The 14,500-nt window shown below is 58.0% G+C and carries 14 protein-coding genes and 1 tRNA gene; 3 read left to right on the top strand and 12 right to left on the bottom strand.

Features of this window, described 5'->3' with window-relative positions; translation table 11 throughout:
• Positions 1–82 precede the first annotated feature (82 nt).
• The 8 genes from K3J57_RS04990 to K3J57_RS05025 form a co-directional block, all read right to left on the bottom strand.
• Positions 83–649, bottom strand: coding sequence for a CvpA family protein (locus K3J57_RS04990; protein ID WP_055192663.1), 567 nt, complete (start codon positions 647–649; stop codon positions 83–85).
• Between the two features lie 44 nt (positions 650–693).
• Positions 694–2,061 (bottom strand): DNA repair protein RadA, encoded by a 1,368-nt coding sequence (radA, locus tag K3J57_RS04995; RefSeq protein WP_259797343.1) that lies wholly within the window; start codon positions 2,059–2,061, stop codon positions 694–696.
• Positions 2,062–2,114: 53 nt separating this feature from the next.
• Positions 2,115–2,573 (bottom strand): paraquat-inducible protein A, encoded by a 459-nt coding sequence (locus tag K3J57_RS05000; protein WP_173487281.1) that lies wholly within the window; start codon positions 2,571–2,573, stop codon positions 2,115–2,117.
• A 30-nt stretch (positions 2,574–2,603) separates the two neighbouring features.
• On the bottom strand, positions 2,604–3,452 hold the full coding sequence (locus tag K3J57_RS05005; RefSeq protein ID WP_259794295.1) for a DNA repair protein: 849 nt from the start codon (positions 3,450–3,452) through the stop codon (positions 2,604–2,606).
• A 391-nt stretch (positions 3,453–3,843) separates the two neighbouring features.
• A complete protein-coding gene (locus tag K3J57_RS05010; RefSeq protein ID WP_173487279.1) occupies positions 3,844–4,590 on the bottom strand; it encodes an ABC transporter ATP-binding protein in 747 nt (248 codons plus the stop codon).
• Positions 4,587–5,372, bottom strand: coding sequence for an MlaE family ABC transporter permease (locus K3J57_RS05015; RefSeq protein WP_173487278.1), 786 nt, complete (start codon positions 5,370–5,372; stop codon positions 4,587–4,589). Before K3J57_RS05015 ends, K3J57_RS05010 begins: the two co-directional genes overlap by 4 nt.
• Positions 5,369–6,418: an alanine racemase gene (gene alr, locus K3J57_RS05020; RefSeq protein ID WP_259797346.1), complete on the bottom strand. Its 1,050-nt coding sequence runs from the start codon at positions 6,416–6,418 to the stop codon at positions 5,369–5,371. The genes K3J57_RS05015 and alr overlap by 4 nt, the downstream gene beginning before the upstream one ends.
• 102 nt (positions 6,419–6,520) lie before the next feature.
• A complete protein-coding gene (locus K3J57_RS05025) occupies positions 6,521–7,738 on the bottom strand; it encodes a bifunctional alpha/beta hydrolase/OsmC family protein (RefSeq protein ID WP_259797350.1) in 1,218 nt (405 codons plus the stop codon).
• Between the two features lie 257 nt (positions 7,739–7,995).
• Between K3J57_RS05025 and K3J57_RS05030 the strand changes: the two genes are divergently transcribed.
• Positions 7,996–8,778, top strand: coding sequence for a heme-dependent oxidative N-demethylase family protein (locus tag K3J57_RS05030; protein WP_259797353.1), 783 nt, complete (start codon positions 7,996–7,998; stop codon positions 8,776–8,778).
• 480 nt (positions 8,779–9,258) lie between these two features.
• On the opposite strand, the gene glnA is transcribed toward K3J57_RS05030, so the two are convergent.
• Positions 9,259–10,665: a type I glutamate--ammonia ligase gene (gene glnA, locus K3J57_RS05035; RefSeq protein WP_259777059.1), complete on the bottom strand. Its 1,407-nt coding sequence runs from the start codon at positions 10,663–10,665 to the stop codon at positions 9,259–9,261.
• A 48-nt stretch (positions 10,666–10,713) separates the two neighbouring features.
• On the bottom strand, positions 10,714–11,052 hold the full coding sequence (locus K3J57_RS05040) for a P-II family nitrogen regulator (RefSeq protein WP_055192654.1): 339 nt from the start codon (positions 11,050–11,052) through the stop codon (positions 10,714–10,716).
• Between the two features lie 281 nt (positions 11,053–11,333).
• Here K3J57_RS05040 and K3J57_RS05045 point away from each other — a divergent pair, with 281 nt between their 5' ends.
• Entirely contained in the window at positions 11,334–13,112 is a 1,779-nt protein-coding gene (locus K3J57_RS05045) for an NAD(P)H-hydrate dehydratase (RefSeq protein ID WP_259797354.1), read from the top strand.
• On the opposite strand, the gene K3J57_RS05050 is transcribed toward K3J57_RS05045, so the two are convergent.
• Both K3J57_RS05050 and K3J57_RS05055 read right to left on the bottom strand, forming a co-directional pair.
• The gene (locus tag K3J57_RS05050) at positions 13,109–13,525 is read right to left on the bottom strand and encodes a Hint domain-containing protein (protein WP_173487272.1); all 417 of its coding nucleotides are present in this window, start codon (positions 13,523–13,525) and stop codon (positions 13,109–13,111) included. The genes K3J57_RS05045 and K3J57_RS05050 overlap by 4 nt on opposite strands.
• 146 nt (positions 13,526–13,671) lie before the next feature.
• On the bottom strand, positions 13,672–14,169 hold the full coding sequence (locus K3J57_RS05055; RefSeq protein ID WP_259786579.1) for a Hint domain-containing protein: 498 nt from the start codon (positions 14,167–14,169) through the stop codon (positions 13,672–13,674).
• A gap of 244 nt (positions 14,170–14,413) precedes the next feature.
• Between K3J57_RS05055 and K3J57_RS05060 the strand changes: the two genes are divergently transcribed.
• Positions 14,414–14,498 (top strand) — tRNA-Leu (locus tag K3J57_RS05060).
• Positions 14,499–14,500: the final 2 nt, after the last annotated feature.

Consider the following 14,500-nt stretch of genomic DNA (forward strand, 5'->3'; position numbering starts at 1 on the left):
TAACATGAGAGGGAGGCCGAAGGGCCGGGGCGTTGTTTATGTAAAGAAAAACGCGCCGAAAGGCGCGTTTTGTTGACAATTCCTATGGTTTTTCCTCGGAGGTGCAGCTGCCCACCAGGGCCTCGTACCGCCCCACGATCCAGCCGGGCGCATCTTCGGGGATCTGTTCGTTGATCTTGTCCTGGGTGCGGGCGAAAATTTTGGCCGTGCGCGAGTCATCCACCATCTTGATCGTGTCCGTGGTCACAACCCGGTCGTAAACCACCAGCGCAATGGCCACCAACAGCAACCCGCGGGCGACGCCAAAGATGAAGCCAAGCGCCTGATCCAGCCCGCCCAGCGCAGAGCGTTGCACGGCGGAGGAGAACAGCGGCGTAAAGATCGACACCACAACCAGCGCCAGCGCAAAGACACCGGCAAATGCTGCAATCATGCTCAGCTCGCAGCTGTCAGCGATGAAATCGCGCAGCACCGGAACCTCTTTGATCAGTGGCACAGCCTTTGGCGCAAAGATATAGGCCAGAATGGCCGCAGCGATCCAGCCAAGGATCGACATGCCTTCGCGCACAAATCCGCGTGAATAGGCCAAAATGGCCGAGACAAGGATGACCGCCGCAACGATCCCGTCAACAAGAGTAAAGGCTTCCATCTGTCTCTCCGATGTTTTTCGCCGTATTTACACGAGGAGGGAGGTTACCCCGCCCCGAAAACTTCACCAACGAATCCGGTCAGATCCGCCATTTTCTGTATGCGCATTCCCTCGACAGCCCCTGTTTTGCTGCGACTGGGAGTGATGGCTGCGTTGAAACCAAGTTTCAGCGCTTCTTTCAACCTGTTTTCGGTCTGCCCCACCGGGCGCAACGCCCCTGATAGACTGATTTCCCCAAAAACCACAGTGTCTTTGGGGATGGCGGCGTCCTCTCGCGCAGACAGTAGCGCCGCCGCCACAGCCAGATCTGCGGCCGGTTCAGATATTTTCATGCCGCCGGCCACGTTCAGATAGACGTCCAGCCCGGCAAAAGGAATGCCGCAACGGGCCTCAAGCACCGCCAGGATCATTGCCAGTCGCCCACCGTCCCATCCAAGAACCGAGCGGCGTGGCTGGGAGTGAGGAGAGGGGGCGACAAGCGCCTGAAACTCGACCAGCACCGGGCGGGTGCCTTCGATGCCCGCAAATACCACACTGCCAGGCGCCGGTTCTTCGCGGTCGGACAGAAACAGCGCCGACGGGTTGCCGACTTCTGATAACCCGCCCCCGGTCATTTCGAAAACGCCAATCTCGTCAGCCGGACCAAAGCGGTTCTTGACTGCGCGCAGAATGCGGAACTGGTGGCCACGCTCGCCTTCGAAATAAAGCACTGTATCAACCATATGCTCCACCACGCGGGGGCCAGCAATCTGGCCCTCCTTGGTCACATGGCCCACCAGTATGACCGAGACGCCACGGGTTTTGGCAAAGGTTGTCAATTCATGCGCGGCGGCGCGCACCTGGCTGACGGAGCCCGGGGCGCTGTCCACGTTGTCGGCCCACATGGTCTGGATCGAGTCGATGATCGCCAGTTGCGGGCGCTCTTCGTCCAGGGTTGTCAGGATGTTTCGGAGATTGGTTTCGGCGGCCAGGCGCACCGGTGCCTGTCTCAGCCCCAGCCGCTCGGCGCGCATCCGCACCTGGGCAGAGGCCTCTTCGCCCGAAACATAAATCGTATCAAGGCCCGCCTGGGCAAACCGCGCGGCGGCCTGCAAAAGAAGCGTCGATTTTCCGATGCCGGGATCACCGCCAACCAGAATGGCAGAGCCGGGCACCAGCCCGCCCCCCAGCACCCGATCCAGTTCGCCCAGACCGCACAGGGTGCGCGGGGGCGGCGTTTCTTCGGTTGACAGGTCGCTTAAGGCAATGCCACGCCCGCGTGTCGCCCCAAGGGATTTTGAGGCCGGCCCTGCCGAAAGCGGTTTGTCCTCAACAATCGTGTTCCACTCGCCACATCCATCGCAGCGCCCGGACCATTTGGTAAACACTGCTCCGCAGGCGTTGCAGCTGAAGGAATTGTTGTTCTTTGCCATGGCGAACTTGTGCCCGAGAGGGCAGGCCCATGCAAGGGGGAGTGTTGTCGGGCCTACCCGGCACTTTTTCCGGTTTGGAACCGTTTCCCGGTCAGAAGCGAGATGGCGAGCGAGGTCAGGATACAGGCGCTGAACAGGTAAAGCCCCCATGCCACCTCGATCCGGGTGAGGGTCATGCCCTTAGCAACAATGATATAAAGCGCCACAAGAAAGATGTCGGCCATCGCCAGTTTGCCCATCAGGTTGAAAACCGGCAGCATCTTGCGCCGCATCTGTCCAAACTGGATCAACGCAAGCCCCAGCGTTTTCAGAAGGGGGGCGATAATGGCGAAAAACGTGACCAGCAGCGCCAAGAATACATCTTTTGCCCAGAGGGTCTGCAGCCCCGAAATCACGCTGATTTCATCCGTGCCAAAAAATGGAAGGTTCAGGCCCGCGCGCAGGAGCGGGGCAAACCAGGACAGGGGAAACAGGGCCAAAAGGGCCAGATTCAGATAACGCAGATACACCATAGTGACGGGATATATGGCGTTCTGTAGGCGTTACAACTCCTTATTGTCGTTCAGGTCCTGTTCCTTCCGCGCCGTGTTGTCCACCCGAGGGCCAGCTGGTCCGCGATTGCGGTCCCGGCGTGGCTTTGATGACATGGGAACGACAGTACGTTCCATGTTCGGAGTTGCCAGTATTTCGAAACCCAGCTTGGGCAACAGTGCGTTGAGGTCCGCCCCCAGCGCATCCACCTGTTTCGACACGACGCGCTCATCCGCTTCGACCTGCATCAACCAGTGCTTCAACTCATCCACCGAGAGGCGGGCCAGTTTGAGGTTGGAGCGAAACTCCTCCAGCTCTTCATGGCGTTGACGCAGAAAGGTGCGGGCACGCTCCACGCGATCTTTGCTGTAGATGCGGGCCAAGTCGCGGCTCTCGTAGCTCATCTGTGCTGCGACTTCCAGAATGTCGGGTTCCAATCCTGCCAGGTCGGGGTGGTTTCGAAGATGGGCTATGCGTTCACGCACGGCATCAAACTCGGCACCGGTTTTAAACAGCTTTTCGCGGTCCCCTTCATGGGCAAGGCGATAGGCCCGGGCGACATCCTGCATTGTCATGTGAAACCTGCGATGGCTGTTTTCCAGCTGCATCATCCGGCCATGGCCGGGCAGGAAGAACAGCAATGAAATACAGAGAGCGGTAAGAAAGATCTGCATATACATGCCCAGATCCGGCACATTCAGATCGCCGAACCGGGCCGGTATGGTCAGCCAGGGTTGCATTCCAAGGGTGGCAGCGAGAGTTGCCCCCACAAGTGCCAATGCCAAGATCACCATCAGCAAAAGGCTAATCCTTTGCGCAATTCCGGTCAGCAGCGCCATGATCCTTTTGAAATTCAGCATTATTTCCCCCCCTTATGAATAAGAGTTCACGCGAAGCGTTTCGGGGTTTGGTCCAAGAGGTTCGGGTATTTGATCCCGCAACGAAGTGCGGAAACTGGCCGAATTTTGAAGTGTTTTTTTGTTCAGCTCGGGCCGTCACTCGGGCCGAAACGCTTTAATGAATTTTCTAAAGCGTTTCGACTTTAACCTGAGACAGGGAAAAGTTGAAACGCCGCATGAGATATCAATGTCGTGGGCGTTTCGGAAGAAACATGTGTTTCAGGTTTATCCCGAAACGCTTTAATCAGAAGTTGATTATAGCAAGAAAATCGCGATTTGGGTAGCGGGGCAAAGATTGGTCACCGATATGTGATTGAATCCGCAGCACAATCAGCAAGAATAGCGGAGAATTTCACCGCACCGCTTCGATCGGCCCTTCGGCGCTGCCGGAAATGAACTGGGTCACGTAGGGGTCGCCAGAGGTGTCCATCTCACTTACCGGGCCGGTCCACTGGATCTTGCCGGCATGCAGCATGGCGATCTTGTCTGCGATCACCCGGACCGAAGACATGTCATGGGTGATGGTCATCGCGGTTGCGCCCATTTCCACTACAATTTCGCGGATCAGGTCATTGATCACACCGGACATGATCGGATCGAGCCCGGTGGTGGGTTCGTCAAAGAAAATGATCTCGGGTTCTGCGGCAATGGCACGGGCAAGGCCCACACGTTTCTGCATCCCGCCTGATAGTTCGGATGGAAACAGATCGGCCACGTCAGGGGTCAGCCCCACGCGGCGCAGCTTTTCAATGGCAATCTCACGGGCTTCGTCACGCGGGCGTTTCAGCGATCCACGCAACAGGCGAAAGGCGACGTTCTGCCAGACAGGAAGACTGTCAAACAGCGCGGCCCCCTGAAACAGCATGCCAAATCGGGCCAGAAACGCGTCACGCTCCACTTTTGACGTGTCTTCCCCGTCCAGCGTGATCAGCCCGCTATCTTGCTGCATCAGCCCAAGAATACATTTGAGCAGCACAGATTTCCCGGTGCCTGATCCACCGATGATCACCATGCTTTCGCCCCTGTTGATCGTCAGGTCAACGCCATCCAGAACGCGTTTCGGACCAAAGGCTTTGTGGACGTTTTTGAGTTCAATCATGAGACAAAGAAAAAGCTGGTGAGAAGGAAGTTGGCGGCGAGGATCATCACGGCGGCGGCTTCGACCGAAGTCTTGGTGGCACGACCGACCCCCTGTGCGCCGCGCCCGGAATTCATACCGTGAAAGCAGCCCATCACGGCGGCGATAAACCCGAACACCGCCCCCTTGACCAGAGAAGATACAATGTCGGCGCTTTCAAGGAAATTCCAGGTGTTGGTGATATAAGCGCCAGGGGCAAAGCCCAGTTGCTTGGTGCCAACAATATAGCCCCCCATGATGCCGATCACATCGCCAATCCCAACCAGGGCCGGCACCACCAGAATGGCGGCAAGCACGCGTGGGGCGGTGAGGTATTTCATCGGGTGTGTCGACAGGGTGACCAGCGCATCAATCTGCTCGGTCACCTTCATCGTGGCAATTTCAGCCGCGATGGAAGAGGTGACGCGGGCGGCGATCATCAACCCCACCAGCACCGGGCCAAGCTCTCGCACCATGCCAATGGCGACAATCTGCGGCACCACGGCCTCGGCCGAAAAACGCTGCCCGCCGGAATAGATCTGCAGGGCCAGCGCCGCTCCGGTGAAAATTGCGGTCAGCCCCACAACGGGCAGGCTGAAATAGCCGATATTGATCACCGAGGCGAGAAACTCGCGCGGATAGAAGGGGGGGCGCAGGATATGGCCCAGCGCCTGCCCGGCAAAAATCGCCACCCGACCGATCAGGGCCAGAAAGCCAAGAACCGAGCGGCCGATTGCTGCCAAAGGGGTGGTCAGGGCGGTCATTCCCGGCCCCGTGCATAGCGGCGGGAATAACGTGCGCCCAGCTGTGTCAGAATTTCATAGCCGATGGTCCCGGCCACGGCGGCAAGGTCGTCAACGCTTTGATGTTTGCCCAAAAGGGTCAGGGATTTGGGCAGGCCGTCCAGATGGGTGATGTCGACGCCAATCATGTCCATCGAAACGCGTCCCAGGATCGGGCAGGGGGTGTCTTCGTGAAACAACACCGCCTTGTTTGAAATCGCGCGATTGACGCCATCCGCATACCCGGCTGCCACCGTGGCCACGCGCGTGGGCTGTTCTGCGATCCAGGTGTTTGAATATCCAACACTTTCGCCGATGGCCACGTCGCGGATCTGAATAACCGGGGTGTCCAGTTCCACCACGGGCTGCGCCTCCTCATATGGAAATCCGCCATAAAGGCCAATTCCGGGGCGGGTGAGGTCAAAGTGGTAATCTTCCCCCAGCAAAATTCCCCCGGTGGCAGACAGGCTGCGCGGGGCATCAATGCCGTCGGTCATGTCATGAAACGCCATCAGCTGGCGTTTGTTCATCTCGTGGTCCGGTTCATCCGCACAGGCAAGGTGGCTCATGACCAGGCGCGGCCCCTGCGCCAGACAGATGTCGCGCAAGGCTGCCCACTCGCCCGGTTCCATGCCAAGGCGGTTCATGCCGGTATCAAGCTGGACCCCAAACGGGTGCCCGGGCAGGGCTTCGAAATGGCGGGTGACCTGTTCGACCGAGTTCAGCATCGGCACAAGACCCAGATCATGGATCATGTCGGTGTCGCCGGACATGTGGCCGGAAAACACGCTGATTTCCGGTCCCGGTCCCAAGGCTTCGCGCAGGGCAGCCCCTTCTTCAGCGGCGGCGACAAAAAAACGGCGTGCGCCTGCGGCGGCCAGCGCCCGCGCGGTTTTTGCCACACCCAACCCATAGGCATCGGCCTTGACCACCGCGGCGGTCTGCACGTCATTTGCGGTTTTCGCATCCAGCGCCTGCCAGTTTGCGGCCACGGCATCAAGATCAATTGTCAGTTTACCAGTGCTCATGCCCAGCGTTTTCGTAAGGCGGGCGGACAAGGTCAAGGCAAAACGGTATTCGCACGGCAAGGAGCGGTATTTTCACCAGAATTGTGGCGGGAATGACCGGGCTTATGCCTCGACCAGCACGGTCTCCACGTCACTTGTGCCTTCAAGTGTACGGTGCACCGGGCAGCGATCAGCGATTTCCAGAAGTCGATGCCGCTGGTCCTGACTGAGCGGTCCGTCCAGCATCACCTCTCGGCGGAACTTGTCGATCTTTGCCCGTGTGCTGGTGTCGGCATCCTGCGCGTGAACCTTGTTGTGGCTGACATCCACCCGCACATGGGTCAGCGGCCAGCCTTTGCGGCGTGCATACATGCGGATGGTCATGGATGTGCAGGCCCCAAGCCCGGCTGAGAGGAACCCGTAAGGCGACATGCCCTTGTTGGTGCCGCCATAGGCCATCGGTTCATCGGCCTGGGTGTGATGAAAAGGTCCGGCCTGAATGTCTTGCAAAAACCCGTCTGCATCTGCTTCGGCCACCCGAACGATGCCCTCTGGCGCGCCTATCGGAGGGGCCGGTGGGGTCAGGTCGGTGTAACGGGTTGCCCAGGCCGAAATCACCTCGGCCACATATTCCGCATCCGCCTGTCGGGTGATCAGATGGTCGGCATCATCAAGGGTGATAAAGCTTTTCGGATGCTTGGCGGCCATGAAAATCTTCGCGGCATGGTCAATCGAGACCACTTCGTCGCGCGGGGCATGCAGCACCAGTAGGGCGGCATTCAGATTGTGGATGGCCTCATCTATCTTCTGTTCCTGCAAATCATCAACAAGGCTTTGTCGCAGGGTGAACGGGCGACCGCCAAGTTGGACACGGGCTGTTCCCTCGGCGTTGAGATCGGGCAGGGCGGTTTCAAATTGCCGGATGACATTGGCAGGCGTCGAGGGCGCGCCGATGGTCACTACGGCCTGCGTATCCGGTAATTGTGCCGTCGCCCGGAGGATGGCCGCGCCCCCCAGCGAATGACCAATCAGGAGGTCCGGGGCCATACCGCGCGCTTTCAAAGCCTGTGCGGCGAGCAGGATATCTTCTACATTTGAAGAAAAATGGGTGTGTTCAAACGCGCCGTCTGACTGGCCCAACCCGGTGAAGTCAAACCGCAAAACGGCGATGCCCAGCCCGGCAAGGCGATCCGCGATGCGTCGGGCGGCGGCAATGTCCTTGCCGCAGGTGAAGCAATGGGCAAACAGGGCGGTGCCCAGATGCGGACCCGAGGGCAGGTTCAACCGCCCCGCCAGATCATCTCCGCCATGCCCTTTGAAAGTGAAACGCTCGGTCGGCATCCACAGATCCTTTTTCCAGCCGGTCCCGGTGGTTGGGGCCGGTGTTCCTTTTCCCAGCGCCCTTCCGACAAGGGACTAACCGGTGTTGCCCTGAGATTGGGGGCAGATGCCCCAGGTCTCAAGGGATTGTTGTGCAAACGCACAGGAACGTGAGGGGACGTGACAAAAGGCGTCCGTCACGGCGCGGCCCCGCTTGTCAGCCCAACCGGGCTTTGCCACGGTAGGACTGATCAAAGGCCCGGAAGCATGGAGTTAGAATGGTCGAAATTTGCCAACAGGAGCTGCCATTTCGCCCGTGGGAGGATGAGCATACCCGCCGCCTGCCAGGACTGACACCGACCGCACCCGGGGAATGGCTTTGGGTTGATGATGCCTATGGCGCCCAGATGAACCATCGCCGTCAGTTGATGTCAGACAAGGGGAATGCCGTGCACCGCCTGTCGGAAACGGCCCTGCCTGCCGCACAAGAGCTTTTAGAGACGGTATTGGAGGAACTGCGTGCGCGCAGTGACTTCGAAATCTGCGCCGAGAGGGTGATATGTCCCGACCGGGCGCAAATTGAGATCAATCGCGCTGCACCGCTCCTGACCGTCGGAGCCTTGGTTCAGGAAGATTTTGTTATCATGGAAAAGATCGGGGATGAGCACGTGCTGACCGGGGCAATCCTGTGCTTTCCTGCCAGCTGGACGCTGGAGCAGAAATTCCTGCAACCCATGACCCGTATTCATGTGCCGGTTGAGGAATATACGCCCGAAATTGCCCGCCGGGTTCAGCGCCTGTTTGATGGTATTCAGGTTGGCCGCCCGATGTGGCGGGCGAATGCTCTGGTTTACGGGGATCCGGAACTGCATCAACCGCGTCGGGAAGAGGATAAGAGAGGCCCGGTGCAGTCAGGGCGCAAATTTCTGCGGGTGGAGCGGCAAGGAATGCGACGCCTGCCGAAGACACGTGCCGTGATCTTTTCGATCCACAGCTTTGTCCTGCGCGATACGCGGTTGGCGGAGCTTGGGATCCGTTTACCACAAGCCGAGCGGGCCTGACATTCGGGTCAATCTGCGCCTTATGTCCGCAGCCGAGATGTCAGCAGCCGACGGGGATTTCGACAAACCCCTGTTGCGGGGTCCAATGGCGGATGGTGCGCGGCGGATTGGCGGAGCGACGCTGGGCGAAGAGCCGGGAAAACAGGTTTCCTGACCGGGTCATCGGGGCCAGTTTCTGATGTTTTGGTGCAAAGAGGGGCATGGCGAAGGTCTCATTCGTTTCAGGGCATTCAGGCGCGGTTTGGTGTTTGTCTGACCTCAGAATGCCTCGTGAATATGCAGTTTACGGGAAAGAAATACGGCCAAAATGGACCAATTGCATGCCGATATGGCAGGCGGTGCCTCAGGCCTTAAGTTGTGTTAACCCTGTTTTCCGGCGCTTCTACTGGCGGAACTTCAATACCGAGCCGGGGCAAAAATGGCTTCCAAAAAGGAAAGGGCGCCCGAAGGCGCCCTTGGTGTGATGAACCGCAAAAGCGATCAGCAGCTGTAGTAAAGCTGGAATTCGATCGGGTGCGGGGTGTGCTCGTAGGCGTAAACCTCATCCCATTTCAGGTCGAGATAGCCGTCGATCTGGTCTTTGGTGAACACGTCACCGGCCAGCAGGAAGTCGTGATCTTCGGCCAGGGCGTCCAGTGCTTCGCGCAGGCTGGAGCAGACAGTCGGAATGCCTTCCAGCTCTTCCGGCGGCAGATCATAGAGGTTCTTGTCCTGAGCGGGGCCCGGATCGATCTTGTTCTTGATGCCGTCAAGGCCAGCCATCAGCAGGGCGGCAAAGCACAGGTAGGGGTTCGCGGCCGGATCGGGGAAGCGGGCTTCCACGCGCTTGGCTTTCGGGCTTTCGGTCCACGGAATACGGACACAACCCGAACGGTTCGAGGCCGAATAGGCGCGCAGAACCGGGGCTTCAAAGCCGGGGATCAGGCGTTTGTAGCTGTTGGTCGACGGGTTGGTGAAAGCGTTCAGGGTCTTGGCGTGTTTCAGAACACCACCGATGAACCACAGCGCCTCTTGCGACAGGTCGGCGTATTTGTCGCCGGCAAAGAGCGGTTTGCCGTCTTTCCAGATCGACATGTTCACATGCATGCCGGTGCCATTGTCACCCGAGATCGGCTTCGGCATGAAGGTTGCCGACTTGCCATAAGCGTGGGCCACGTTGTGGATGATGTATTTGTATTTCTGCAGCTCGTCAGCCTGTTTGGTCAGGGTGTCGAAGATCAGACCCAGCTCGTGCTGACACGACGCCACCTCGTGGTGGTGTTTGTCGGTCTTCATGCCCAGCGACTTCATGGTCGACAGCATTTCACCGCGGATGTCCTGCGCGTCATCAATCGGGTTCACCGGGAAATACCCGCCCTTGACGCCCGGACGGTGGCCCGAGTTGCCCATTTCATAATCGGTGTCGGTGTTCCACGAGGCGTCCACGGCGTCCACTTCGTAAGACACTTTGTTGATGCCAACCTGGTAACGCACGTTGTCGAACAGGAAAAACTCTGCTTCCGGCCCCATGTAAGCCACATCGCCAATACCCGACGACTTCAGATAGGCCTCGGCTTTTTCGGCGGTGCCGCGCGGGTCACGGCCGTATTTCTCACCGGTGTCCGGCTCCACGATGGAGCAGTGCACGCAGAGCGTTTTTTCAGCATAGAACGGATCAACATAGGTGCTTTCTGTGTCCGGCATCAGTTTCATGTCGGAGTTTTCGATCGACTTCCAGCCGGCAATCGACGACCCGTCGAACATGAAGCCTTCTTCCAGGAAGTCCTCATCCACCAGATCGCTGTCCACGGTCACGTGCTGCAGCTTGCCGCGCACGTCGGTGAAGCGGATGTCGACATAGGCGATGTCTTCGTCCTTGATTTGCTTGAGTACGGCTTGTGTGCTCATTGCTTTTTCCTTTGTTTCAGAAACTTGGATGCCCGGGAAAAGGGCGGATTACACGGCGTCCAGACCGGTTTCACCGGTGCGGATGCGAATGGCTTGTTCAACGGGGGAGACAAAGATTTTGCCATCACCGATCTTGTCGGTCTTGGCGGCCTCAACGATGGCTTCAATGGCTTCGTCCACCTGATCGGCGGGCAGAACCACTTCGATCTTCACTTTGGGCAGGAAATCGACCACGTATTCGGCGCCGCGATACAGCTCGGTATGACCTTTCTGGCGGCCAAACCCCTTCACTTCGATCACCGACAGACCTTGAACGCCGATGTCCTGAAGCGCTTCTTTCACCTCGTCCAGTTTGAACGGTTTGATGATCGCTTCGATCTTTTTCATCTGGCTTCCCCCAATGGCAGTTTGCGCGTTAAAGCGTTTGCTTTTTGCCTGACCTCAGGAGAAAGCAAAACGCAGCACAACATATCTACGTTCCGATCGTTTCGCCCTAAATCAGTGATACAGATTTCTGGTGAAACGCTTTAGAAGTAGACAGACCATGTTCCCTGTGGCCGGACAATTGTTGGTCTCTGTTACGGCGCGCAGCTGTGCCAATTTTTAGGGCTTCTGCACAAAATTTAGGCGATATGGCGTGAAATTGTGCAATTGCAGAAAGGATCAAGATGACGGAACTGCTGACGGCTGCCCAAATGCGCGCCATTGAACAGGCTGCAATCGACTCAGGTGAGGTCACAGGCCTTGAGTTGATGGAGCGTGCCGGGCGGGGCGTGGTTGAGGCGATTTTTGCAAAATGGCCAGAATTGGCGTCGGAGTCCGATGAGGCCGGGCAGGGGGGCGCTGCCCCCGATCCTGCGTCAGGGCTCAGCCCGTTCGTCGGGCGAAATGATCCCCCGGATCATTTCCAGGAAGCCCTCGAACCCCGGGATATTTCCAGCAAGAGGAAAAGGGCGGTCGTGCTTTGCGGGCCGGGCAATAATGGCGGTGATGGGTTTGTCGTGGCGCGGTTATTGCATTTGCGCGGCTGGGAGGTGGAGGCGTTTCTTTACGGGGATGCCGAAAAGCTGCCGCCGGATGCGCGGATGAATTATGAGCGGTGGTGCGCATTGGGGGAGGTAGGCGATCTGAGTGATTATGCACGCAGGGACGGCTGGAAGTGTGATGTGTTGATTGATGCGCTTTTCGGTACAGGGTTGGCGAGACCGTTGAGAAGCTTGGGTGAGTTATTTTGGAATATGGAGGACATGGTCGATTGTTTTGCAATTGAGTTTGGCCATTTTAGGGGGCGGCCAGCCATCGTAGCCGTCGACATGCCAAGTGGAATTTGTTCTGACAGCGGAAAAGAGTTTCCACATGAAGAGGATTGGAACCGTTATTCGGCTACGGCTCACCTCACTGTTTCGTTTCACAGATACAAACCTGGGCATTTACTCGACAAAGGTGCAGAGCGGGTTGGGAAGCTGCATTGTGTAGATATAGGATTGGAAGCTCAACAAAAGAGCTTGGATCATGGCGTGGTGATGCCTCTTCAAAAGACTGAGGGAAAAGCTTTGTCTGCTTTCAACACACCTAACCGAGCACTTTTACGGCAGTTTGATGGTTGGCATGGGGGGGGGGTGTGCAAGGATATTGATGAACACAAATACTCCCATGGTCACGCTCTTATCCTCTCGGGGCCTTCTGGCAAAGGCGGGGCTGCGCGATTGTCGGCGCGAGGTGCTTTACGCATTGGGGCAGGGCTGGTGACCGTCGCTCCCACGCCCGGTGCCGTTCAGGAAAATGCGGCGCGGCTGGATGCGATCATGCTGTCTCCGGTTGGGGACAAACAGGCATTGGAGGCAGTGCTCGCGGATGAGCGGTTCAATGCGCTCTGCCTTGGCCCCGGCTTGGGCATTGAGCGGGCGCGGGAGCTGGTGCCAGTGGCGCTTTTGGCCGGGCGGGCGACGGTGCTGGATGCTGATGCGCTGACGGCTTTTGCGGAGGAGCCGCAGGCTTTTTTTGATCAGCTGCACGAAAACTGCGTGCTCACCCCCCATGGCGGTGAGTTTGCGCGACTGTTTCCGGATATTGCACAAAAGCTAAATGCGCCAGCAGTCAAAGGTCCGGCCTATTCGAAGGTAGATGCAACCCGCGAGGCCGCAGCGCGGGCTGGCTGTGTGCTGCTGCTCAAGGGAGCGGATACGGTGATTGCGGCCCCGGATGGGCAATGTTCGATCCATTCAGCGCATTACGAACGTGCGGCCCCTTGGCTGGCTACAGCCGGATCCGGGGATGTGTTGGCCGGGTTTGTCACCGGGCTTTTGGCGCGGGGATTTTCGCCAATGCAGGCCGCCGAAACGGCCGCCTGGCTGCATGTGGAATGCGCGTTGGAGTTCGGCCCGGGGCTGATCGCGGAGGATCTGCCGGAGATGTTGCCAAAGGTGTTTCGGAAAATCGGGGCTTAACCCGTCGTCAGCTCAGCACCGTTTGCGTAGATGACATGGTTGCGGTCGAAGATGAGGCGATAGAGCGTCGTTTTTTCCAGAGTTTCCCGCACTTCGCCTGCCAGACTGCTGACGCTGACCAGAGAAGTTTTCTCACCACGCAGCAGGATGGCCTGCTCAGCGGCGACGCGGGTGTCACGTTCCGGCATGTTCGCACCAAGGCTGCCTTTCTGGATGAGCGCGCTTTTGGCGGTGCTCTGCTCGATCGCGCGCAACGGTTGGGCTCCGACATCACGTGTAATGATGCGGTCGCCTTCGCGCAGGTCTTCCACGGCGACCTCGCCGCGCAACGTCAGGACGATCGTACCTTTTGTGAGGCCCGCCTGGGCAGATGTGGCGTCGTGAAAAACGTTGTTGCTGGTCAAGGCAGTCATGGCAGCACCCTTTTACATCAGTTCGGATTTATCCCTGAGTAACCATTTATTTGGAAATGGGGCAGAATTGGGGCAGCGGTGAGGTTTGTTAATGTGGCTGTTTCGCATTTTGAGGTAATGCGCCTAAATGCATAGCATTGTTTCCATTAAGCCTCTTTCAGCGCGGGGAGCGGGGTAGATGACATGTCCCGACCATTGATGCGGATCAGATGACGTTTTGCGAAATGCAACTGAAATAGGGTAATTGTGCCTGCCTCAGTCGGGCGGCTGAACAGTTCTCCATCCACAAGGCGATGTGCTGCCACAAGTGTCTGTTCTTTTCCAAACATGGCTTGTGCCATCCAGCCCCGGAGCAGAACAGGTTGGTTTGGAGCCACGTGAAAGGCGTCCTTTCCGGACAATCCAAACATCGCTGTCGGATTGATGCGGATCATGTCCTGCAGGTGCATCGTCTTTCGGCTGATGGCACGAAGACGCACGACACCTATATCTGCGGCCACCAGACGCTCTCCGGCTTTGATCTCGGTAATCGGCTTTTCACCTGATAACGTCAAAACCCGCGCACCTGCGCCAATACCGGAAGAATAAATATGCCGGGCTTGTCGATCATACGCCGAAACAAGCCCCCGTGTTTGAAACGTCATGGGGACACCACCTGCATCTTTGTTTTTGCCCTCTTGCGGGGCGCTGCTCTTTGATACCGACGATAGGCCAACAAACGGTTAAGGGCGACGATTTTTCCGGGCAGGCGGAAAATCATCAAAGCAACGTGGCAAAGCGGACTCACTTTGCGATTTTTCCTCTCGCATCCCCCGGCGTCCTTTGCTAGAAGGGCGCGAATTCGGCGTCGGGTCAGACAGAAATCAACCGGTGCGCCGTTAAGGTTATGCGGGTGTGGCGAAATTGGTAGACGCACCAGATTTAGGTTCTGGCGCCGCGAGGCGTGGGGGTTCAAGTCCCTCCACCCGCACCAAA

Origin of the sequence: Aliiroseovarius crassostreae (genome assembly GCF_025137635.1) — a bacterium.
In the GTDB taxonomy this organism is placed as follows: domain Bacteria; phylum Pseudomonadota; class Alphaproteobacteria; order Rhodobacterales; family Rhodobacteraceae; genus Aliiroseovarius; species Aliiroseovarius crassostreae.